At 55.0% G+C, this 20,656-nt stretch carries 16 protein-coding genes; 4 read left to right on the top strand and 12 right to left on the bottom strand.

Features of this window, described 5'->3' with window-relative positions; all coding sequences use genetic code 11:
* Nucleotides 1-52: 52 nt before the first annotated feature.
* Nucleotides 53-859 carry a formate/nitrite transporter family protein gene (locus MJ257_RS03395; protein WP_240267910.1) on the bottom strand — a complete coding sequence of 269 codons (807 nt, stop codon included), beginning with the start codon at nt 857-859 and terminating at the stop codon, nt 53-55.
* 244 nt (nt 860-1,103) lie between these two features.
* On the opposite strand from MJ257_RS03395, the gene MJ257_RS03400 reads away from it, so the two are divergent.
* Nucleotides 1,104-1,262: a hypothetical protein gene (locus tag MJ257_RS03400; protein WP_240267911.1), complete on the top strand. Its 159-nt coding sequence runs from the start codon at nt 1,104-1,106 to the stop codon at nt 1,260-1,262.
* Between the two features lie 100 nt (nt 1,263-1,362).
* Here MJ257_RS03400 and MJ257_RS03405 read toward each other — a convergent pair whose 3' ends face one another.
* Nucleotides 1,363-2,493: an HD-GYP domain-containing protein gene (locus MJ257_RS03405; protein ID WP_240267912.1), complete on the bottom strand. Its 1,131-nt coding sequence runs from the start codon at nt 2,491-2,493 to the stop codon at nt 1,363-1,365.
* A gap of 352 nt (nt 2,494-2,845) precedes the next feature.
* On the opposite strand from MJ257_RS03405, the gene MJ257_RS03410 reads away from it, so the two are divergent.
* Nucleotides 2,846-3,832, top strand: a complete 987-nt coding sequence (locus MJ257_RS03410) for a LuxR C-terminal-related transcriptional regulator (RefSeq protein WP_240267913.1) — start codon at nt 2,846-2,848, stop codon at nt 3,830-3,832.
* 71 nt (nt 3,833-3,903) lie between these two features.
* Here MJ257_RS03410 and MJ257_RS03415 read toward each other — a convergent pair whose 3' ends face one another.
* Nucleotides 3,904-5,385 (bottom strand): glutamate synthase subunit beta, encoded by a 1,482-nt coding sequence (locus tag MJ257_RS03415; protein WP_240267914.1) that lies wholly within the window; start codon nt 5,383-5,385, stop codon nt 3,904-3,906.
* Nucleotides 5,386-5,751: 366 nt separating this feature from the next.
* Here MJ257_RS03415 and MJ257_RS03420 point away from each other — a divergent pair, with 366 nt between their 5' ends.
* Nucleotides 5,752-7,479, top strand: a complete 1,728-nt coding sequence (locus MJ257_RS03420) for a putative bifunctional diguanylate cyclase/phosphodiesterase (protein ID WP_240267915.1) — start codon at nt 5,752-5,754, stop codon at nt 7,477-7,479.
* 22 nt (nt 7,480-7,501) lie between these two features.
* On the opposite strand, the gene MJ257_RS03425 is transcribed toward MJ257_RS03420, so the two are convergent.
* The 8 genes from MJ257_RS03425 to MJ257_RS03460 form a co-directional block, all read right to left on the bottom strand.
* Nucleotides 7,502-8,797: an MFS transporter gene (locus MJ257_RS03425; RefSeq protein WP_240267916.1), complete on the bottom strand. Its 1,296-nt coding sequence runs from the start codon at nt 8,795-8,797 to the stop codon at nt 7,502-7,504.
* 36 nt (nt 8,798-8,833) lie between these two features.
* A complete protein-coding gene (locus tag MJ257_RS03430; protein ID WP_240267917.1) occupies nt 8,834-9,748 on the bottom strand; it encodes a polysaccharide deacetylase family protein in 915 nt (304 codons plus the stop codon).
* Between the two features lie 84 nt (nt 9,749-9,832).
* Nucleotides 9,833-10,306, bottom strand: a complete 474-nt coding sequence (locus MJ257_RS03435; RefSeq protein ID WP_240267918.1) for an RDD family protein — start codon at nt 10,304-10,306, stop codon at nt 9,833-9,835.
* Between the two features lie 155 nt (nt 10,307-10,461).
* The gene (locus MJ257_RS03440) at nt 10,462-11,232 is read right to left on the bottom strand and encodes a GNAT family N-acetyltransferase (RefSeq protein ID WP_240267919.1); all 771 of its coding nucleotides are present in this window, start codon (nt 11,230-11,232) and stop codon (nt 10,462-10,464) included.
* The gene (locus MJ257_RS03445; RefSeq protein ID WP_240267920.1) at nt 11,229-12,227 is read right to left on the bottom strand and encodes a glycosyltransferase; all 999 of its coding nucleotides are present in this window, start codon (nt 12,225-12,227) and stop codon (nt 11,229-11,231) included. Before MJ257_RS03445 ends, MJ257_RS03440 begins: the two co-directional genes overlap by 4 nt.
* A gap of 308 nt (nt 12,228-12,535) precedes the next feature.
* The gene (locus MJ257_RS03450; protein WP_240267921.1) at nt 12,536-13,507 is read right to left on the bottom strand and encodes a phosphotransferase; all 972 of its coding nucleotides are present in this window, start codon (nt 13,505-13,507) and stop codon (nt 12,536-12,538) included.
* A 154-nt stretch (nt 13,508-13,661) separates the two neighbouring features.
* Nucleotides 13,662-17,120 carry a copper amine oxidase N-terminal domain-containing protein gene (locus MJ257_RS03455; protein ID WP_240267922.1) on the bottom strand — a complete coding sequence of 1,153 codons (3,459 nt, stop codon included), beginning with the start codon at nt 17,118-17,120 and terminating at the stop codon, nt 13,662-13,664.
* Between the two features lie 224 nt (nt 17,121-17,344).
* A complete protein-coding gene (locus MJ257_RS03460) occupies nt 17,345-18,004 on the bottom strand; it encodes an MOSC domain-containing protein (protein ID WP_240267923.1) in 660 nt (219 codons plus the stop codon).
* A gap of 207 nt (nt 18,005-18,211) precedes the next feature.
* Between MJ257_RS03460 and MJ257_RS03465 the strand changes: the two genes are divergently transcribed.
* On the top strand, nt 18,212-18,631 hold the full coding sequence (locus tag MJ257_RS03465) for a hypothetical protein (RefSeq protein WP_240267924.1): 420 nt from the start codon (nt 18,212-18,214) through the stop codon (nt 18,629-18,631).
* A gap of 72 nt (nt 18,632-18,703) precedes the next feature.
* Here MJ257_RS03465 and MJ257_RS03470 read toward each other — a convergent pair whose 3' ends face one another.
* Nucleotides 18,704-20,629, bottom strand: coding sequence for an LTA synthase family protein (locus MJ257_RS03470; RefSeq protein ID WP_240267925.1), 1,926 nt, complete (start codon nt 20,627-20,629; stop codon nt 18,704-18,706).
* Nucleotides 20,630-20,656: the final 27 nt, after the last annotated feature.

Consider the following 20,656-nt stretch of genomic DNA (forward strand, 5'->3'; position numbering starts at 1 on the left):
CAAGAAAAAATAGGTACCCCCGAATGCGGGGGCACCTATCCTGAAAAAGCGCTTATTTATGCGGCGTTTCGGATGCATCTTGGGCATCCAAATACGGCTTATTGGCGAAGTAGTACATAAAGCCCATCAGCAACACCCCGCCGACCAAATTCCCGAGCGTCACCGGAATCAGATTGTGCACGACCCCGCCGAACGAGATCGTCCCGGGGTGATTCAGCACCAAGGCGATGGCAAAGGTACACATATTGGCAATGCTGTGCTCATAGCCGGAGATAAAGAAACAGAAGACGAACAGCATCATCGCAAACATTTTGGCTCCGTCCCCTTGCAACGCCATCGGGATGAAAAACGCCAGACATACCAGCCAGTTACAGAGGATCGCCCGGAAGAACAACTCCGTAATCGGGGTAGCCATTTTATGTTCGACTACGCTAAGCAAGAAACTATTTACCGAGGCGTCGGCGAACAGACCGGTCAAGTAGATCAATAAAGCAAAAGCCCCGGCGCCCAGAATGTTGCCGATGTAGCTGAATACCCACAACTTGGTGACGTCCTTCCATTTCAGCCGTTTCCTTAAAGCTGCGTATGTATAGTAAAACGTATTCCCGGTAAATAAATCTCCGCCGCCGTAGGCAATCAGGATAATCGCGGCGCCGAAGGTGATGGCTGCCATCGGATAGGTCAGCGGCGAATGCTCCATGTAAAAGTAGTTTCCGCTTTTGAAAGCGACGATCACCCCAAAACCGATAAACATGCTCGCCAGCATCGCCCTGGCAATATACCGGAGATGACTTTGCATAAAAATCTTATATTTCTTAAGTGCTAGCTCCTCGACTTTTAACAGCGATTCTGTCTCCATAACGCCTCCCAATGTTCTCTGTTCCATTTTTTGTTTTCGTTTAGCTTATCCGTTGCGAGCTATTGCCATCCCGTCTACGCAACATTTCATTCAAATTTTAGATTAAACGGTCTGCCCGCTATTTACAAGGGGCGCGGATTTGTGCATAATAAAAAAAAGATCATTTGATAATGATTATCATTATTATCTTTTGGGATAACCCCCGGTTTATCCACCGAAAACGGCCAAGAGGAGACGAACGCCCATGAGATTGCTATCCGCCCGCAGAAAGACAAGGCTGAACATCGATGACTACTTGGATCTGCTCAATCTTGCCGCCCATTTGGGCGACCGACAGTGGCAAAAGGAGATTATCCGCAAGCTCGAAATGATGCAATCCGAATTAACCGACGTCAGTCAATAGACAGGATCCATATAAAATGAGCGCGAGCCTAGGGAAAACCGTCCCAAGCTCGCGCTTTTTTGCATCAAACCTTATTTATCGTTCCACATCCAGACTTGGATCAGAGCCGGGCAGACATTTGAAGCGCATCCCCCTGGTTCTCCATGATTTCGGTAATCACCAGGTCCGTTTTGCGCATGAGGTCCACTTCATAAGGAGATCTGACGTTCGAACCGTCCGCTTCGCGAATGATCTTGACCACCGGCCGGTGCACCAGACTGGAATCCAGAGAAGATACGATGCCCAACTGACCGTTGCTTAACTTAACCACGGAGGAGAGAGGATAAATGCTGATATTACGCAGATAGGTCTGAATCAGATCGAGGCTGAAATAACGGTCTCCGGCAGCCAGCAAATATTCGATCGCTTCCCCCGGCGTATACGCCAAGCGGTAGTTCCGCCGGGAGATCAGCGCGTGATAGGTGTCCGCGATGGCAACGATCTGCGCATATTCGTCGATTTCGTGATGCTTCAAGCGCGAAGGATAACCCGTCCCGTTATAACGCTCATGGTGTTGCAGCGCACATAAGGCCGAACGTCTGGAGACCCCTTCCATATCGCAGATGATTTGGAAGCCTGCCTCGGGATGCCGCCGCAACGCCTCGCGGTCAGCTCCAGTCAAGCTGCCGCTGCGCCGGATCGTATGGTCGGGCAGCTCGGTCATCCCGATGTCGAACAACAGCGCACCGACGCAGAGATCGATCATTTCCGCGCCGGAGTATTGGCCGGCGATGCCTAGAATCGCTGAGTATGCCGTCACGTGGAAGGAGTGCTCCAACAGGTAAGGATCGCTTTGCTGAAGACGGATCAGACCGTCCAGCACTTGCTCATGACTTGTGATTTCGTACAGGATATTGCGGAACATTCGGCGAAACTGTTCATCCAGCTGAGGGGTGGACGGGCTCCCGAAGCCCAGGTCGGTGTCGGCCAGTCGCACCAGCATTTGCCGAATTTGCTTGCGCGCCTCGCGTTTTTCTTTGAGATCCTGAAACTTCATGATAGGGCTTAGCCCCTTCATGTCGTCGTCGCGGAAGGAGCCGGCCAGCTCCTTCAATCCGATCGTGGCGGTTTGAATCCCCAGCTTCTTGAGACGGACAATATGATTCTCGGTTAATGCGGTTCCTGCCCCAAGCATGGTCATTCCGTGTTGATTTAGTATAGGCTCGGCCAAAACGTCACCTGGTTCGAGCATTCTGACATGAACCTGTCTCATGACATCACCTCATCCTTTTTGCGGATCAGCTAGTTATGACGAACGCCTTCGCCTTATGTTATGGTTTTATTATTGTGCCTTTCGGCCTATCATCACTTTCTGGTTATCTTCCTATAATAATTCAAGAAATGTAGTCCAGACCACAGAAATTTCCTATTCGACAAAATAAAATTTATCATGACGGCAGCAATTGAGACATTACCCCAAAGTATACTTTGTAAATGGGTTTTTCGACATTACTATACAAAAAGTCACTATTCTATCTTACATTTCAACGATATTCTAATTTATAACAACAAAATTCGAAGTAGGCGAGGGGGGATGAAGAACCATGAATTCGACGCCGCATGAGCTTCAGGACTCGGAAAGGCATTTCCGATTATTAGGTCGAGAGTGGGAGACGGAAGTCTTTTCTGTATATCTTAAGCACTATGCCAATATGGAGCGAATCATCAACATTTACGGCTCGGCCGGAGTTGGTAAGAGCTCGTTGGCCGAGGAGTTTCAAAAACAAGCCGCCAAGCAAGGAGCTACCGTGATCGAGCTAGACGCCGCGAGGTTCAGAACCACGCCCGAAGATTTCTGCCGGCAAATCCTAGGCCAGCTCGGCTTATTGGATACCCTCCCCTCCTTCTCCGATCCCGACTTTATCACCAGAGCCGCCATCGAGGCCATCAATAAGCAAGCCAAACTTGGACCTGCATTAATATTTATCGATACGTATGAACTGCTGGAACCGATGGATGATTGGCTGCGCGATTTTTTGATCCCGCAAATCAAGGACCGCTGCCTTTGCGTCATTTCCGGCCGAAACCCGCTGTCCGGAAAATGGACGGGATACCCGCTTTGGAAAGGCTCCATCTACCGGATGCCGCTCACGAATCTCGACTTTAACAGTGTCGTCGCCTATCTGCGAGGTCATGGGATTGTTGAGCCGGAGCAGGTCTATCGCATCTGGAAACAGACCGACGGGTTGCCCTTAATGCTGGTGTCCTTGATCAGCGGACATAAGGATGGGGAGTTGGCTATCCCCGGCTTGCGCAACGACAGCTTCACGGGACGCCACGATGCAATGGCCTTCGGTTTGTTGCCGGAGTACGCGCCGAAGAATAAACCGGAGGCTGCGATTTACGCCCGCACCGATTTGACCCACCGCGAGAAGGAGGTCGCCGCTCTTGCCGCCGAAGGGCTGACCAACCGCGACATCGCCTCCCGCCTCTTCCTAAGCGAAGTCACGATCAAGAAACATATGCGTTCGATTTTTCAAAAAGTCGGTGCCAGCAACCGGACACAGCTCCTCAAGCTATTAATGGATTAAACCTTAATGGGGTCCGAGTCCGAAAAAAAAACCGTCCCGATAGGACGGCGTAAAGCGTAAAACCATATAAGTTACGGCAACACGGTGCTGCCCATCAAATATCGGTCGACCTCACGAGCTGCGAGCCGACCCTCATGCATCGCCCAAACAACAAGGCTTTGACCTCTCCGCATATCTCCGGCGGCAAACACGCCCTCCATATTCGTTCGGAAATCGCCCAAATCCGCCTTGACGTTCGTGCGTTCATCCCGATCCAGGCCGTACTGCTCGGGTAGAGTCGGCTCTGGACCCGCGAATCCCAAAGCCAGCAGCACCAGATCTGCAGGAAGGACCTGCTCGCTTCCCGGAATTTCCACCGGCACCCGGCGCCCGTCTACCTGATTCCACTCCACGCGGACCGTATGGACTCCGGTCACTTGGCCCTGATCATTCCCTAGCAGCGATTTCGTCGAAGTTTCAAACCTGCGGGGATCCTGTCCGAACACCTCGGCCGCCTCCGCCTGGCCGTAATCCGTCTTTTGCACCTTCGGCCACTCCGGCCACGGATTATCCTGCTGCCGGGACAGCGGGAGCTTCGGCATGATTTCCAGCTGGGTTACGCTTTTGCAGCCCTGGCGGATAGCCGTAGCGACGCAGTCGGTCCCCGTATCCCCGCCGCCGATGACCACAACATGCTTATCCTTGGCCGATAAGTATCGGCCGTCCTGAAGCCCCGAGTCCAATAGACTTTTGGTATTCTGGGACAAAAACTCCATCGCTTGATGAACGCCGCCTAGTCCCCGGCCTTCAATCTTCAGCTCCCGGGCTTGCGTCGCCCCGCAGCACAGCACCACGGCATCAAACTCGGCGCGCAGACGGTCGGCCGGCAGCTCCTTGCCGATCTCTACCCCGGTGACGAAGCGGATCCCTTCGGCGGCCAACAAATCCACGCGGCGCTGAACGATTTGCTTATCCAGCTTCATGTTCGGGATGCCATACATCAACAACCCGCCGATGCGATCTGCCCTTTCGTACACGGTCACGGCATGGCCGGCTTTGTTCAACTGGTCCGCACAGGCCAACCCTGCGGGACCGGACCCCACGATCGCCACCTTCTTGCCGGTGGATGAGGCCGGAACCCGAGGCTGTATCCAGCCTTCTGAGAATCCGCGATCGATGATGGCCCTTTCAATGCTTTTGATCGTCACGGGCTGACCGCTCTTGCCGACGGTACATGCTCCTTCGCACGGCGCCGGACATACCCGGCTGGTAAACTCGGGAAAATTGCTCGTCTTATGCAGGCGCTTCAGCGCTTCCTTCCAACTGCCGCGGTATACGAGATCGTTCCACTCCGGAATCAAGTTGTGCACCGGACAGCCGGAAGCCATTCCCGACAGCAGCCGACCTGCATGACAGAACGGAGTACCGCAGTCCATGCATCGCGCCCCCTGCGTTTTCAGCTTCTCCTCCTCCAGCGGAACGGCGAATTCCTGCCAAGAACCGATACGCTCCTGAGGCCGAATTTCGCCCGGTACCTCCCGACGATATTCCAAAAAACCGGTAGCCTTCCCCATTTCCAACCTCCTCATCTAAATAACGCTTGTTTTTCATGAACTGAACTGCCATTGTTTCCTTACGTTATCGCTATAAAGCAATAAAATATGTGGCTGCAACTTTACGCATTACGCTTTAAATAAGCTCATGTTATCACCGGGACCAGGCCGTTCAGAATGAAGAAGATCACTTTCGTGAAAAAAATAACATTCCTAGGTAAAAGGGCTTGCGACTTTTGTCGTTTTATTCATAAAAACCGATTGCCAGCGGCACCATGCCGCATGTATGATGGGATTATAAGCTTTGACTTTGATCGGACGCTCCCGTATGACGGACATCGTCGGTTAACTACATCTTAAGCGGTTCATTTCGAGGAGGCTTTTATTGTGGAAGACGACCAGGCAAGCTCCCCATTCCGACCAGAATCCATGCTCACCGCCTCGGCCCTGCTTCGCGCCATCGACAGGATGGGCGTCGGCTTGGCCATTACGGACCCTAATCTTGAAGACAATCCTGTGGTCTACGTAAACCAAGGATTCGAGCACCTTACCGGATATAAACGCGAGGAAGTCTTGGGGCGGAATTGCCGGTTTCTTCAGGGAGAAGAGACCAACAAGGAACACCTCGACGTCATTCGGAAAGCGGTGAAGGAGAACGGATCCGATACGGTAACGATCAAGAACTACAGGAAGGACGGCAGTACCTACTGGAACCAATTCGTCATCAGCCCCATCCTGAATCCGGAAGGCCGCCCTCTCTATTTCATCGGGCTTCAGTTTGACGTGACTCGGGAAGTGGAGCAGCAACGGGCTTCGACGGAACGTCTCCGCCAATTATCCCATTATGATCCGGTCACCCGTCTGCTGACCTCCAACCGTTTCAAGGAACTGACGAACGCCGAGCTTCGTTCGGCCCAGGCCGAGAATACGACGGCTGCCGTGATATGCATTAATCTGAACCGGTTTCGGCATATCAACGAAAGTTATGGCGAAAGCGACGGCAATGAGCTGCTTCGGCAGACCGCGGAAAGATTGCGCCGCTCCTTCCCGGATGGAACGCCAATGTGCCGCAACTTCGCGGATGAATTTTTCGTGCTGGTAACGGGCGTGTCCGATCCCTTGTTTATACATACACTCGCACTTGATTTGAATGACGCGTTAAAGGAGCCTTATACGCTTTCCGGCGAAACGTTCCATGTCGGCTTTGGGTTGGGGATCAGCCTCTATCCTGACGACGGATCCGACGTCAACCAACTGCTGCAGCATGCCGAAATGGCCATGAAAGAAGCGAAGAAGGAAGCGCTGGAAGGCCCGCACTACTTTGATTATTACTTGATGGATCGTCTGATGGCGCGATTGACGCTAGAGAAAAAAATGACCCGGGCGCTGGCGGCAGGGGAGTTCGAGCTGCATTTCCAGCCCAAGATCGATGCGGCCACCGAGAAGTTGACCGGCTTTGAAGCGCTGATCCGCTGGAACGATCCCGTGCAAGGGTACATCCCGCCGGGCTCTTTTATCCCCATTGCCGAAGATAACGGGTTTATCGTTGAGTTGGGGAAGTGGGTCCTGCTGGAAGCGTGCAGGATGAACAAACTTTGGCAAGAAGCCGGATTTCCGAAACTGCCGATGTCCGTCAACGTTTCGGCGGTGCAGTTCAGGCACCCGCACTTCTTGCGTACGGTTGAACAGGTGCTGGCCGACACGGGGCTCGCCCCGCAATACCTGGAGCTGGAGGTTACCGAATCGCTGCTGAACGATCATGTGTTGATCAGGGATACGCTAACCGCCTTGCAGCAACGCGGCATCTCCTTGTCCGTGGACGATTTCGGAACCGGGTACTCTTCCATTCATTATTTGAAATCACTTCCGGTTCAGATCCTGAAAATCGACCGTACCTTCGTACAAGAAACGCCGTGCTCCGAACGCGACAACTCGCTGCTGCGTTCCATCATCCAGTTAGGCAAATCGCTGGGCATGACCGTGCTGGCCGAAGGCGTCGAAACGAAAGCCCAATTCGAATTCCTGCAGCAAAACGGCTGCGATCAAATTCAAGGGTACTATTACAGCCGTCCGCTGAATGCAGAAGCGATCTTGGGATTGTTGAAATCCAGTTAAAGTCCGCCGATGCATCGTGATGCTACGGCCGTGACTTTCTTCTACCCAAGGGATAGAAATAGAAAAACAGCAACGCCAGTAGCAGCGCCGCAGCCGGTATCCCGCTAAGCATCCATCGGATGCCGATCGCGGCCGATGCCGGCTGTTCGTTTAGGCCGGCGTCATACCCGCTTGCCTCCAGGATCACTCCCATGCAGGCGGCCTGCAGCGATACGCCCCATCGGACGATAAATCCGTTCATCCCGAAATACATGCCTTCCCGGCGTGCGCCGGTACGCTTTTCGTCCTCGTCGATCACCTCGGAGAGCATGACGTCGAGCAGCACCAGCAACCCTGCCAGCCCAATGCCAACGGCAACGGCGGTAGCGATGGCGCCGCCCTCCTGCGTAATCCAGCCGAACGGCAACAACGCGGCCGCATAGCAGGCAACGGCCGTTAATACCCCGCGCCGCGCCCCGTATTTGGCCGTCATCCGCCCCCACAGGAATACGCATGGAATGGCGGATAGAAAGATGGCCCCCAGCAGCATCGTATTAAAGCTCTCCTCACGGCCCAATACGTATTTGGTGTAAAACGGGATGCCTGCCGGCAGCAACGCAAACGTAAATTGCACCAGAAAACTACCGGTAACGTACAGGACAAACGCGCGGTTCCCCAGTGTATGTCCAACCGCTGCGGCCAAGCGGAACGTAGTGCGCGGGGCGTCGGGATTTTCCCGGCTCCCCCAAAGGGATAAGGCAAGGAATAGGGCCGACAACGCCGCAAATATCCCCCCCATCGCATCCCAACCGATTTGCGAGTAGAGCAACGGCGGAATGGCCACGCCAACGATCATGCCAACGATCCCTAACATCTGCCTCCAGGACGAGACGTAAGCGCGCTCCTTCATACTGTGGAACATCTCCGGGAACAAGGCGGAGTAGTTCAACACCACCAACACGAACAACGCGTCGTACAACATCACGGTCCCTATAAAATAGAGAAAAGCCCCGTCCCCGGCCGCCGGCGGCGTCCACAACAGGGCAAACGCCGCGGCAAGCGGAACCAAGCCGAACCCGATATAAGGGAGTCGTCTGCCAAACCTCGAACGGGTCCGATCGGACAGATGGCCAAACAGCGGGTTCAGCACGGCGTTCAGCACGCCGTGGAAGACCATCGCCAAGCTGATCCAGGCCGGGCGGACCCCCAGCACGTCGACGTAATAGTAAACGAGATAGGTAGCAAAAGCCTGCGACATCAAATTAACCGCCAGATTGCCCGAACTATAGGCTACCTTTTGAAGCTCCGACCGGTTCCCCGGATTCGCGGTGCGCATCATCCGCCTTGCCTCCTTCAATTCGAAAGCCGACCGATTTTAAGGCCGCTGTTGCTGCTGCAACTGCTGCAGGTCCTTCCAGCGGATCATCTCGATGCCTTCCTCCGCTAGTGCCGCCTTGATCTCCGGATCGCGGAAGAGCTGATAATCCCAATGTCTTTTTTCCCATTCGGCATGGATGGCCTTCAGCTCCTCCGTCGCGAGCGCGGGATGGATGATGATCTCGGAAACGCCGGGTCTTAGCGCCTTAAGGACGGCGATCATGTCCCGCTTATAGCTTTCGTACGTTTCGCCCGGCAGCTTACCGAATGGCAGCCCGATTAGATCATCGAGAAGAATGACGCCCATCCGATCGGCCAATTCGGTGACCTGCCGGGCTAGGGCGGCCGCCTCGGGCGGCAGTGTGCTCACCTGTGGCAGCGAACGCGGCAAGCGAAACGGCAAGCCATAATCCGCGCAGATTTCGAACGTCACGTCGAGGAAATGATTGCCGGTGGCCAAGCCGTATAGGCTGCCCATGTGGTTGTCGAGGTGCGTAGGCGCAAGGCCCAACGCCAGCGCCGTCTCCACCTGGTTGATCATCTCCAGGCGCACTTGCGGCCGGCTGGCCTGCAATTCGAAGCGGGTCACGTCCCCGGGAAAATAACCTTCCTCCGTGACCAACGTTCGCACATCTCCGTCCCGGGTGACCGGCCCCCATTTATACCCGCTCCATTCGCTGGTGAACGTCAAATGTACCCCAACGTCATATTCGGGATGAGCGACGCTCCAGGCCGCGGCCTCCTTAGCCCAGGCACAAGGGACCATAACCGTGGCTGAGGATACCGCGCCTTCCTGCAGCAGTTGGATGATCGCCGCGTTCTCCGCATGGCACATCCCGAAATCGTCCGCATTGACGATCAACAATTTAGCGTCCCCTTCATACCCCAATCGCTCTACCAGTGTCCGTGTCACCCGTCATCTCCTCCGTTTCCGCTCATGGCCTCTGAATAAAACGCTTACATAACACGTGAGTCCAACCGAAGGAATTCCTTCGGTTTACGGATACAACTCCGAATCCCGATTCACGACAAACGTGTCGCAGATCCAGTCGTGCAGGCCGCGTTTTTCCGCGCTGAAAGCGATCATGATGAACCCGATGAATAAGAGCAGGCCGGATAAAAATTGAGCAAAATACCTGCCGACCGACCGCAAAATGGAGATCCGATCCCCATTCCCGCCCACGATCTTCGCTCCCACCGCCAGTTTCCCGATCGTGCCTTGCCAAGCCGTAGCCGGAAGAATTACGAAGTACAGCAAATCGAGCAGCCTTTGGGTGAAATCGGGAAGGGGGAGAATCCAATCGGCCACCGACAAAATTATCCCATCGATGAAACAAGCGAGCAGCCTTCTCCAGAATCCGACATACACCGGGTTGGGATTACGGTAGATCATTTCCCGCCGTTCTTCCCGTTCCGGTGCCCGCGTCTCAAAATGATCGGGCCCATATTGATACAGCAGCGTTTGTGCCATACACCCCAAGTCCTTTCTTTGACCGATGGATCTACTCCATGTTTATGTAAGAAACCCGGCCTCTAGTTCCCTTGATTGTAATTTTCGCGCCATCCCCATAAAATTCCTCCCCACGCAAAAAAAGGCGGACCGATCTGGCCGCCCCCTGCTTCTCGTTACTTGCGAACCCTGTAATGATAGGCCGAGATGGCCCGAAAACCTAGCTTGTCGTATAACTCCAGCGCCGGCGCATTGCCCGCCAGCACTTGCAGGTACAAGCCTTCCGCCCCGTTCTCGGCCGCCCATGACGCCAGCGCGTGCAGTAAACGGCCTGCCACGCCCTTGCGGCGGTGGCGCGGGTCGACGACAACGTTGCTGATTCCGCCCCAGCCCTTCTCGATGACCACCGTGGCCACTCCCATCGGTTCTCCCGCCTCCTCAATGACAGCAAACGCCTTGGGCTCTGGCATCGCGGTGAAAATCGCCGAATACCCGGCCCGCCGTTCTTCCGGAAATCCCTCCATCCGCAGGAACTCCTCCATCCAAGGCTCCTCCGGCTGTGCCGACAAGCAAACTTCAGCTTCGCCGATTCCGTAAGCTGCGCAATGCTGAAGCACCTCGCGGATGTCGGCCGCCAGCAGCAGGCAATTCATCGAGACTTCGTAACCCGCGGCGGCCAGCCGCCCATCCAGCTCTACTGGCGAAGTTTCGCTGACGTGAAAGCACGGCGGCAACCCGCGCTCCCGGTAAAACCGTTCAGCCGCTTCCAGCCAGTCGCCCTCCGGAAACGGCCCGGCCGCCAGCACGCTGTTGGCCCGCGTCGTGACGCCTCCGTTCGCCCGCAGCTTCCACGCGCCAAGCGACTCGAGCTCGCACGGCGGCCAGCCGCTCGCTGCCAACTGCTCAATCCTGCCGGCTAGCTTGGATCCCACCGACATCCGATTCATTTCAGCCACTCCCTAAAGAAGCGTTCATACCCTTGCTTCATCACCGTCGCCGAGAACTTCGCGAAGGCGTATTCCCGGTTGTCCGCGGAAAACTTAAGCGGCGCGGCCGCAGCCATGTTGACGAGCTCAAACCAGTTGTTCTCGTTGCCGGCAAAGGCATGTTTGGATCCGATATGACCGTAGCAAGGATGCTCCGGCTTAACGACGATTTTGCCCATGGCCAGGGCTTCGGTTAGCGGCATTGCAAAGGTATCGAACCGGGAGCAGCTCCAATACACCTTGGCCGAATTCATCAGCGAGAATATTTCGTCCTGGCTTAAGGCGAACCGCAAGGTGACATTGAGCGGGATGTCGTATTTTTTCATGCTTTCCTTGTAGCGCTCCCCGCCGAATACCATCACGACATCCTTGTCCGGATTTTGCCGCGCATACTCCAACACCAGGTCCGGCCGCCGGTTCTCTTCGTCCCGCCCGATCCACAACACCCGGTTACCGACGATGGCCGCCGGGTCAAAATGCCGCTCCGCCAGCGATTCGTTGAACCCGATCGGGATCACGTCCACGTCCGTCACACCAAACACGTCGTTCATCTGCCGCCGCAAAAACTCCGTCTGCACGACGGCCTTATCCACGATCCCGTAAAACGGCTTCATCATTTCGTACCCGGTTAACGCCGGGTCGGGGAAGCTATGCGGGAATAGCACGCTTTTGGGGAGAAACATTTTTAGAAAAGTAAACCCGGAAACCGTATATATCACATGCTCGATCTGATGCGAATGGATTTGATCCAGTACGATATCGTAGTTGACCAGATCGCCTTTCTCATGCTCGTAGCCGGGAAGCCAATCATGTCCGCTGACATGGCGCTCCGGAGAGATAAATACGATCTCCACGCCAAGCTCCCGGCCGATATCGCGCAGCCGCTCCGCGAACACGCGTGGGCCTTGGGCTTCCGCATACTGGATTTTTCGCATGACTAAACCGACTTTCTTCAAATGGGATCCCGCCTTTTTCGTATGGGTTAGTCTAACGCCGCTGGCGTACAGGAAACAATAACTGCAAAAGTGCAGGTATTTCAGCCAATCTCCTAGAACGTGGCAAAAAAGATGCAAAAGTGCAGGTATTTCTACTGTTCTTCGAGTTATTCAAGCTTTTCTCGAAAATAAATGTATTTTTGCAGGTATTCACAAGGGTTGGGCCTGATTCCGGAAAAATAACTGCACTTTTGCAGGAATCCCCACCGGTTCAATGCAAGCCACTGCACATTCTAAGGCCGTCCTTGGTTTGCACGCGCGCCTTGCCGTTACCGCTGCGTATCCAACAGTTCCAGGCATCCGGCCAAGCCGTCCGCCGTTTCCTCCCGTTGCCGCAACAACCCTTCCTTCGTCCAAACGCCGCCTCCCCGCCGCAAATCGCTTTCGATCAACAGCAGCATCCATAGGGAAAAGATCGCGGCAAACCGGGCATATTCCCTGATCAGCAATTTCCTGATCCATGGCGTACCCTGCTTGTCCGCTTCGTCCAGATACGTCTCGAGCAGCTTCATTCGATCCTCCGACGGCATCGCCTTCGGGAACCGTGGATGCGACATGTCGATCAGATGGTACAGATCCCAGTACGGGAGATTCCGATGCGCGTGCTCCCAATCGAGCAGAACTACCCGCCCCGCCTCCGTCACGGCGTAGTTGCCAAGATGCAGGTCGCCATGCGACAACACCTGCCGCCTGACGTTGAAGCCGTACCCGTCCCGAACCGCCGGGACGATCTCCCAGTCGAGCCATTGAATCGGCAGTCCCTGCCCGTCAAGGACGGCCAGTGCCTCGTCCCGCCGTCGCAGCACATCAGCGGCAATGACCTCAATGCCCGGCTTGGGGCCTTGGGCCGTTAAGCCCGGCCATTGTTCCGCCGGTGCGGCATGTAGGCGGGCCAGCTGTCTGGCCGCCGCTTGGGCGTACTCCAATCGATAGGCATGCTGCAGCGGTCCCAGATCCTCGAAAACCGTCCAGCCCTCAGCGCCTTTCCCTTCCGGCGAGGCCAGAAGCAGCTTCGGTACCGCAATCTCGGGAAGCTTGGCCAGGACGTTCCGGTACACCCACGCCTCCTGATCCACCGATTCGCCGTTGGTCAGCGGCTTGAAGATATAAGAGTGCCCCGGGTCGGTATAAAACCGCTCCACCCATCGCCCGTTCATGCCCTGGTACATCGGTTCCCTGCGCCAGATCCGGTTATCGTCCAGCGTTCCGTCCGCCTTGACCGCTTCGCCCAAATTCCGCATTCCGTTTCCTTCCCGCTCCCTAGTTTGACCTTAATGGTACATAAATTTTGAAAAGATTGTCAATCCGCCGGCTCCGTCCAGTAGGTTACAGGAGAAAAAAAAGAGCGGCGCCCTTTTTAGGCGAACCGCTCTTCGTAGGTTTTTATTATTTCACTTAAGGATTAGACGAGACCGGAGTTGGTCCGGATAAGGCATAATTCGTGGATTTACTCGTATCTGGTACCGTGATGACGAAAATACTATAGGATTTACTCTGAATATCAATATCTTTTCCTTGATAATCCTTATTTACAGTACTTGAATAAGGACCTTGTTTTGCTACATTTGCCCCTTGGTACCCTCCCGAAGCTATAATCGATGAAACATCCGTATCGGGTACGGCAATAACAAGATATTTATCGATGTTTTGATCTTCAACAGGTTTGTTGATGTTTACATCAATGTTAGAGCCATTTGCCGTAGCACTAACAATGGTTGCGGCGGGCACGGGTACAGTGCTCGGATTAACTTTCAACTTCAATTGGCCTGATGGACCGGACAAGACGTTAGGCAAGCCCGATTGGGAAGTCGCCACGGTTAATACAAATACATGATAGGTCGTATTCGTATCCATTGGTGTGCCAAATACCGTGTTGCCTTTGCCCAACGGAACTTGGATATTTTGTCCGTTCTTAGGAACGGCCGTATAGTTATCAGCTACATCCACTTTATTCGCATAATTCAGATCAAAGCTGCTGACATTGGCTGCTGGAACGACCATGATGCGGTACTCTTGAACGTTATTTTCATTCGGCTGTTTGTTGAAGCTTACTACAATGTCGCTGTAAGAGTATGCATTTTCCGGAACTGTAACTGAAACGTTCAATGGCTCGAGCGCCCCGCTGTTGTTCAACGTAACCTCGTTCGAAACCCCCGACAGCGCATTCGATCCAACGCCGCTCGCGGCAACCGACAGGACGTAGACCCGGTAAGCCACGCCGTTGCGGATCACTTCCCCATCGGTATCCCGTGCCCCAGCCCCGAGGTCAACGATCAGAGTCGCCCCGTTTTTATTGACGGGCGTATAGTAATTAGTCGAATTCGCTGCGTTCAAATCAAAGCTTCCGAACTTCGACGCCTTCACCACGAACACCCGGTATTGGCTGATATACGTTTCGTTCGAGGCCCGGGTAAACGTCACTCGCAGATCCCGGCCATCGCCGAGATCATTCACGTCGTTCGCCGTGACGTTCGTAGCCGTCCCAACGGCGGTACCCGAGAGCGTAATGACGTTCGAAGCGTAAGAAAGCGCATTGCTGCCGGAATAACCGCCACTGCCATACGACAGGACGAAAACTTGGTAGCTGACGCCGCTGCGAATCGCGGCGCCATCAACGTCCTTGGCTCCCGCAGCCAGGGTGCCGGTTAACGTATAGTTGCCCTTGCTGATATACGTGTATCTGTCGCTCGGTACGGCATTCGCCTTCGACAGATTGAAGCTGCCGGCGTTCGCCGATTTCACCACCATGATCCGGTAGTGGCTGATATTCGATTCGTCGGCGGCACGGTTAAACGACACCCACAGGTCGCGGCCGTCTCCGTAATCGCTGACGTCGGCGACGTTCAGGTTCGAAACGGCGCCAACCGCATTGGTAGACAACGTAATCGGCGAGGAGTAATAGGACAACGCATTACTCAGATTATATCCGTTGGTGGCTACCGAGAGGACAAACACCCGGTAGCTTACCCCGTTACGGATCGTCGCCCCGTCGACGTCCCTTGCCCCCGCGTTCAGCACCGTGGAGAGGGTGTAGCCGTTCTTGCTCACCGTCGTATAGTTGGAACTGCCGACATTGTTAGCTTTGGATAACGTGAAGTTGCCCGCATCCGAGGTTTTGACCACCATGATCCGATAATTGCTGATATACGTTTCGTTCGAAGCCCGGGTAAAGGTCACCCGCAGGTCGCGGCCATCATTATAATCGCTCACATCTTCGACGGTCACGTTCGATACCGTATCCACCGTGTTGCCGTATGTCAGCGTAATGGCACTTGAAGCGGAGGATAGCGTATTCGTTCCTGCATAATTTCCGGTACCTACGGCCATGACGAATACCCGGTAGCTGACGCCATTGCGAATCGCGGCTCCGTCTACATCCCGCGCGCTGGAGGACAAGGCATACGACGTGATATTCGAGCCGGTCTTATTGACCTGCGTATAGTTCACGCTGGATACCGCATTCGCTTTTGCCAGGCTGAAGTTGGCATAATCGCTGGCCTTGACGACGAAAATCCGGTAAGAGCCGATCCGCGTTTCGTCCGAGATCCGATTGAAGCTAACGCGCAGGTCACGGCCATCGCCGTAGTCGTTCCAGTCTTCCACCTTCGTAATGACCGGCGAAATCACCGAACCCGTCGCAAGCGTGATGGCGGAAGATGCCGATGACAATTTGTTTGCATATCCCGAATGATTGCTGACCGACTGCACAAAAACGGTGTAAGACACGCCGGTCTTGATCAGATCGCCGGACGTATCCCGGGCGGAAGATGCCAATTGGCCGGTTAACGTTGAACCGCTGCCCGACTTGGACACGACCGTGGAGTACGAACTCGGCACGTTGTTGGCCGAACTCAGCGTAAAGCTTCCGGCATCCTTCGTCTTAACGACGAACACCCGGTAGTTGGCGATGATGCTTTCGTTTTGAGCCCGCGAGAACGTAACGTTCAAGTCGCGGCCGTCGCCGTAATCGCTCACGTCGCTGACCTTCACGTTCGTCGGAGCGGCCACCGCAGCGCCATTGGACAACGTAATGGCCGGAGACGGATTCGACAACGCATCGGCGCTATTGCCTTTACCAATAGCCAATACATAAGCGACGTAAGATTGGTTTTCGCGAATGGCGGATCCGTCCACGTCCCGGGCACCGGCCGACAGGTTCAAGACCGGATCGGTTCCCGATGGCGACAACGAGGTGTAATTGGCCGATCCGACCCTTTGCGCTGCCGTCAGGTTAAAGGCGGAAGCATTCGATGCTTTCACGATCATCACGCGGTACTGTTCGACGCGCGATTCGTTGGAGGATTTCGAGAAGCTGATCTCCAAATCCCGGCCGTCCCCGTTATTACCCACGTCGCGCGCAGATACGTAGGCTACTGGGTTAGGATCGGCGTTCCCGTTATCCGAGCCTCCCGTGCCCGAGCCGGAGTTGATCGTGACGATTTTGGTGGAATTGTTCCACCCGACTTGCTGGCCAAGCGCTTCGCTGACGAAGCGGACAGGCACCATCGTTCTGCCTTTGATGCTTTGCGCCGGCACGTCGAGCAACACCGCCTCGTTGTTGATCGTAGCCGAACGCGACTTCAGCTTCAGCACGATCGTCGTGCCGTCTTTGTGGGCTGTGACGGTTTGCAGCGTCTGGTTATAGTTGACCGTAGCATCCAGCGCCTCGAAAATGGCCCGCAGCGGCAGCATAACCCGACCGCTGATGACGACCGGCGCCTGATCCGTTGTCAGCCGGCTGCCGTCGATGTAGATGCTGATCGGCGTAGCCGCTTGCGCCGTCGTTTGTTGAAACATTGGTATGATTAGAAATGCGGCTAAGAGCGAAGCCCATAGTTTTTTCAAAAATCTCATCCTCCCCATGCTCATAAACAGAGCTAAAGAAAATAACTCTTCCCATTTGACGTATCATTGCAGGTAAAAGTTTCTATGATTTCCTGCCGCAAAAAAAATTTACCCCTGGAAGCCTAGCTTTGAACCAAGAGGCCCGGAAGTCCCGGATCCCACCTGTCCCTGCCTAGTCCTGAAGGCATAAAAAAACCGCCCCCCTCGCGGGAAGCGGATCATGACAAGGAGGCCTATTCCCCCGCCAGCCGACTTAACCGGGCGCTCAACGTTTCGCGCCAGCTATCCGACAGTTCCTCTACGGCCAAAACGCGCCGGATCCCCTCGGCATCCTCCTTATCCAGATGCATGACGCGGTTCGCGAAGGCCAACGTGACGCCTGCCGGGTGCCGTTCGATCAGCTCCAGCCGATCCCCGGGGCGAACCTCCCCTTCGCGAAGAACCCGGAAGTAATAACCGGTGTACCCCGTTTGCTGGATCTCCAGCGGCAGCTCCGGGATGCCGTGTTTGACGCCTACCTTGAAGCAAGGCTGTCTGGGCTGGCTGACCTGAACGACGGCTTCGCCCAAGTGAAACCGGTCGCCGATGCAGATCTCCTCTTCGAGCATCCCTTCGGTCGTGATATTTTCCCCGAAGGCTCCAAGGTCCAAGGTGATCCCCAGCTTCTCCTCCCAATAAGCATACCGCTCGAACGGATACACGCAGACCGCCTTATCCGGGCCTCCGTGGAATCGGAGATCCGCTTGCTCGTCTCCGGCAAAGTTCACCGTCGATAAATACCGCGCATCCGTCACGGGCTTTTTGAAAATCCCCGTTCGTACCGTTTTGCCTTGATGCTCAACCTCGGTCGGCTTGCCCACATTTATCGACCGGATTGCCATATGCTCTGCCATCTCGTTTTGCGCCCTCCTTTGCTCCGTAAGCACCCCTAATTGAACTCCATTATACGTAAGGAACTCTTCCTGCACCACCCTTTTTCCCAAGGAGGCAGCCGATCGGCGCGGGGCAATTGAAACTTACCGGGCTTCTCATCCGTATTACTTCTAGGAATCATTGCTTCACCTATCCCTATCCCTGGTTCAAGAGAGGAATTCAATCCGATGAAATTTAAACTTAAAAAAGTGGTCATCCTCGGTACGATGGCCCTCGTCATTACGATAAACCCCAGCATGTCCGGTTATTTGACCAGCCTGGCCTACGCCGCGCATCCGTCCAAGCAATCCAGCCTCAGCAATGACGCGGAGCGTCCGGAGGATGAACTTAACGGCTTGCTCGGCGCTTCCTCCGACCAGGAGGTCTACGATGCCTTGCTGGAAGGCAAGTCGCTGGCGGACATCGCCGAATCCCATGGCCAAGACGCGGACCGGGTTGTCCGGCTGCAGGTCGCCCAGCTGCAAGAGCAGCTGCAGAAGCGGTTGAACGAAGGAAGCATCACTCGCGAAGCTTATGAGCTTCAATTGCAAGAGCTGCCCGATCTCGTGGCCGACAGCGCTCGAACCGGGTATACGATTCTTGGTTGATTCGACGGTATAAAAAGAGAAGGCCCTACCAGATAACCGCTTGCTAGCGGCATCCGGCAGGGCCTTCTTTTGCTATTGCCCCCGTTTGGGGAGCAGCTTGACGTATTCGTCCGACAGCTTCATCAGCTCCGTCACATAATCGTAGTCGCTGCGGTACGGCGCGATATCGGCGACCGGTTGCAGCGTGTCCAGCGAGACGGCGGTGCCGTCGTCAAAGCCGGCGCCCGGCACGAACATGACCTCGTCATTAAAGAACGAGCCCGTCGGCAGATAATAGCGCATCCCAACTACGTTCCGGTCGATGTTCAACAAGTCATGCCCGAAGGCGGTAAAGCCTTCATCCTCCAGCGAGAGGCCGAGGAGATTGGCTACCGTCGGCAGAATATCGACTTGTCCGCCGGTGCGTTCCACCATTTGACCATGCTGTTGGCCAGGGAGGTGAATGATCAGCGGGATGTTGAAACGGCTGATCCGTTCGTCGTAAGCAATCCCCAGCTTCTCGCTGATCTCCCGGGCGGGAACGTCTTTCTCCTGGAGGCCGAAGTGGTCCCCGTAAAACGCCAGCATCGTATTGTCCCACATGCCCGTTTGCTTCAACCGGTCGATCAGCTTGCCGATCGCATAATCGGTGTAGTTGGCCGCCGCGATGTAATTCCCGAGCATCGTGCCTTCCAGATCCGCCGGCAGTTCGATATGGCGGCGGTCCTTCGGCACCACGAACGGATTATGGCTCGAGGTGGTGACGAACTGGGCGTAAAACGGCTTGCCTTGCGCCTTGAGCTCGGCCAGCTTTTCCACGCCAACCCGGTACATTTCCTCGTCGGACGCGCCGAAATCGTTAAAGTGATCGTTCGTATAATACGGCTTATCGTAATATTTATCGAAGTTCAGCGCCGGATACATTTTGTGGCGATCCCAAAACGTCACTTTATTGATGTGGAACGTGTTAGCTACGTACCCCTGACTTTGGAGCAAGCGCGGCAGACTTGGGATCTGCCGGTCGCCGTAGCCGGTCGACATCGCCTCAGCGGCCGTCGGATAAATCGAGGTGTTGGACATAAACTCGGCGTCCGACGTATTGCCGGGCCCGATTTGCTGGAACACGTGCGGAAAGTAGAAGCCTTCCTTCGCCAAACTGTTCAGCACGGGCGTAATCTCCTTGCCGTCCAATTTCAAGTTGATCGGGAAGTTCTGGAACGACTCCATTTGCACGACAATCAGGTTCATCCCTTGGGCGGCGCCGAAGTAAGCCGGTTCGCCTGTCGACGCAGCCGTTTGGTAAGGATAACTGCTCTCCAGCTGCCGGACTTTGGCCGCCGTTTCTTGCAGATTGCCTTCCGCGATCATCCGCTCTTCCTCTTGGTTACGGATCGCCGCATCCACCTGAAAGTTAAAGAAACCGACGCTTTCGGCCCGCACCAGCTCGTTATCGATGCTCTTCCCCGAGCGGATGTAAAGGCCGGATAACATGAGGCTGACGATCAGGACGAACGCCACGCCCACTTTCCACGTCAACGAGGTACGCGGCCGATCCGTTCGGAAGCTAAGGCTTCCCGACAGACCGAACCCCCGCGAAGTCCGGCGGCCCCGAGCCGCAAAGAGGATGCGCACCGCGATCAGCACCGGCAGGTCGACGAAATACAGGAATTGTTCGGGCCGCAAGAGCGAAGCTACGCTTGCTTTGACCTCAGGGACCTGGTTTAATCCGCTAAGCACCGCATAAGTCGGTACCGTCCCGAAATAGGCATTATACACCGTCGCGGCAAACAAGATTACGGAAATGACGAGGTTAAACCCCAGGTATACCCCCCATTTGCCCTTGGCCGGCGTCAGCAGTTCAACCAGACACAACAGCGCCAGCATCGACAGCCATTCGCCGGGCAAGCCCTGACCCGCAAGGCTCCCATAGAAAAAATAACGCAGCAATAACAGCTTCGCGCCGATCAGCGCGAACGTTACGACGAAATGAATTCGGCTTGAGTTACGTATGATCCCCATCTCTTTTCTCCGGAATGTTACCGTGTT

This window comes from Paenibacillus timonensis (assembly GCF_022427145.1).
GTDB lineage: Bacteria > Bacillota > Bacilli > Paenibacillales > Paenibacillaceae > Fontibacillus > Fontibacillus timonensis.

What these genes read in the sequence shown, in the direction of transcription:
- MJ257_RS03395 (WP_240267910.1), bottom strand. Translation starts at nt 859, where the DNA reads ATGGAGACAGAATCGCTGTTAAAAGTCGAGGAGCTAGCACTTAAGAAA.
- MJ257_RS03400 (WP_240267911.1), top strand. Translation starts at nt 1,104, where the DNA reads ATGAGATTGCTATCCGCCCGCAGAAAGACAAGGCTGAACATCGATGAC.
- MJ257_RS03405 (WP_240267912.1), bottom strand. Translation starts at nt 2,493, where the DNA reads ATGCTCGAACCAGGTGACGTTTTGGCCGAGCCTATACTAAATCAACAC.
- MJ257_RS03410 (WP_240267913.1), top strand. Translation starts at nt 2,846, where the DNA reads ATGAATTCGACGCCGCATGAGCTTCAGGACTCGGAAAGGCATTTCCGA.
- MJ257_RS03415 (WP_240267914.1), bottom strand. Translation starts at nt 5,385, where the DNA reads ATGGGGAAGGCTACCGGTTTTTTGGAATATCGTCGGGAGGTACCGGGC.
- MJ257_RS03425 (WP_240267916.1), bottom strand. Translation starts at nt 8,797, where the DNA reads ATGATGCGCACCGCGAATCCGGGGAACCGGTCGGAGCTTCAAAAGGTA.
- MJ257_RS03435 (WP_240267918.1), bottom strand. Translation starts at nt 10,306, where the DNA reads ATGGCACAAACGCTGCTGTATCAATATGGGCCCGATCATTTTGAGACG.
- MJ257_RS03440 (WP_240267919.1), bottom strand. Translation starts at nt 11,232, where the DNA reads ATGAATCGGATGTCGGTGGGATCCAAGCTAGCCGGCAGGATTGAGCAG.
- MJ257_RS03450 (WP_240267921.1), bottom strand. Translation starts at nt 13,507, where the DNA reads ATGCGGAATTTGGGCGAAGCGGTCAAGGCGGACGGAACGCTGGACGAT.
- MJ257_RS03455 (WP_240267922.1), bottom strand. Translation starts at nt 17,120, where the DNA reads ATGAGATTTTTGAAAAAACTATGGGCTTCGCTCTTAGCCGCATTTCTA.
- MJ257_RS03460 (WP_240267923.1), bottom strand. Translation starts at nt 18,004, where the DNA reads ATGGCAGAGCATATGGCAATCCGGTCGATAAATGTGGGCAAGCCGACC.
- MJ257_RS03465 (WP_240267924.1), top strand. Translation starts at nt 18,212, where the DNA reads ATGAAATTTAAACTTAAAAAAGTGGTCATCCTCGGTACGATGGCCCTC.
- MJ257_RS03470 (WP_240267925.1), bottom strand. Translation starts at nt 20,629, where the DNA reads ATGGGGATCATACGTAACTCAAGCCGAATTCATTTCGTCGTAACGTTC.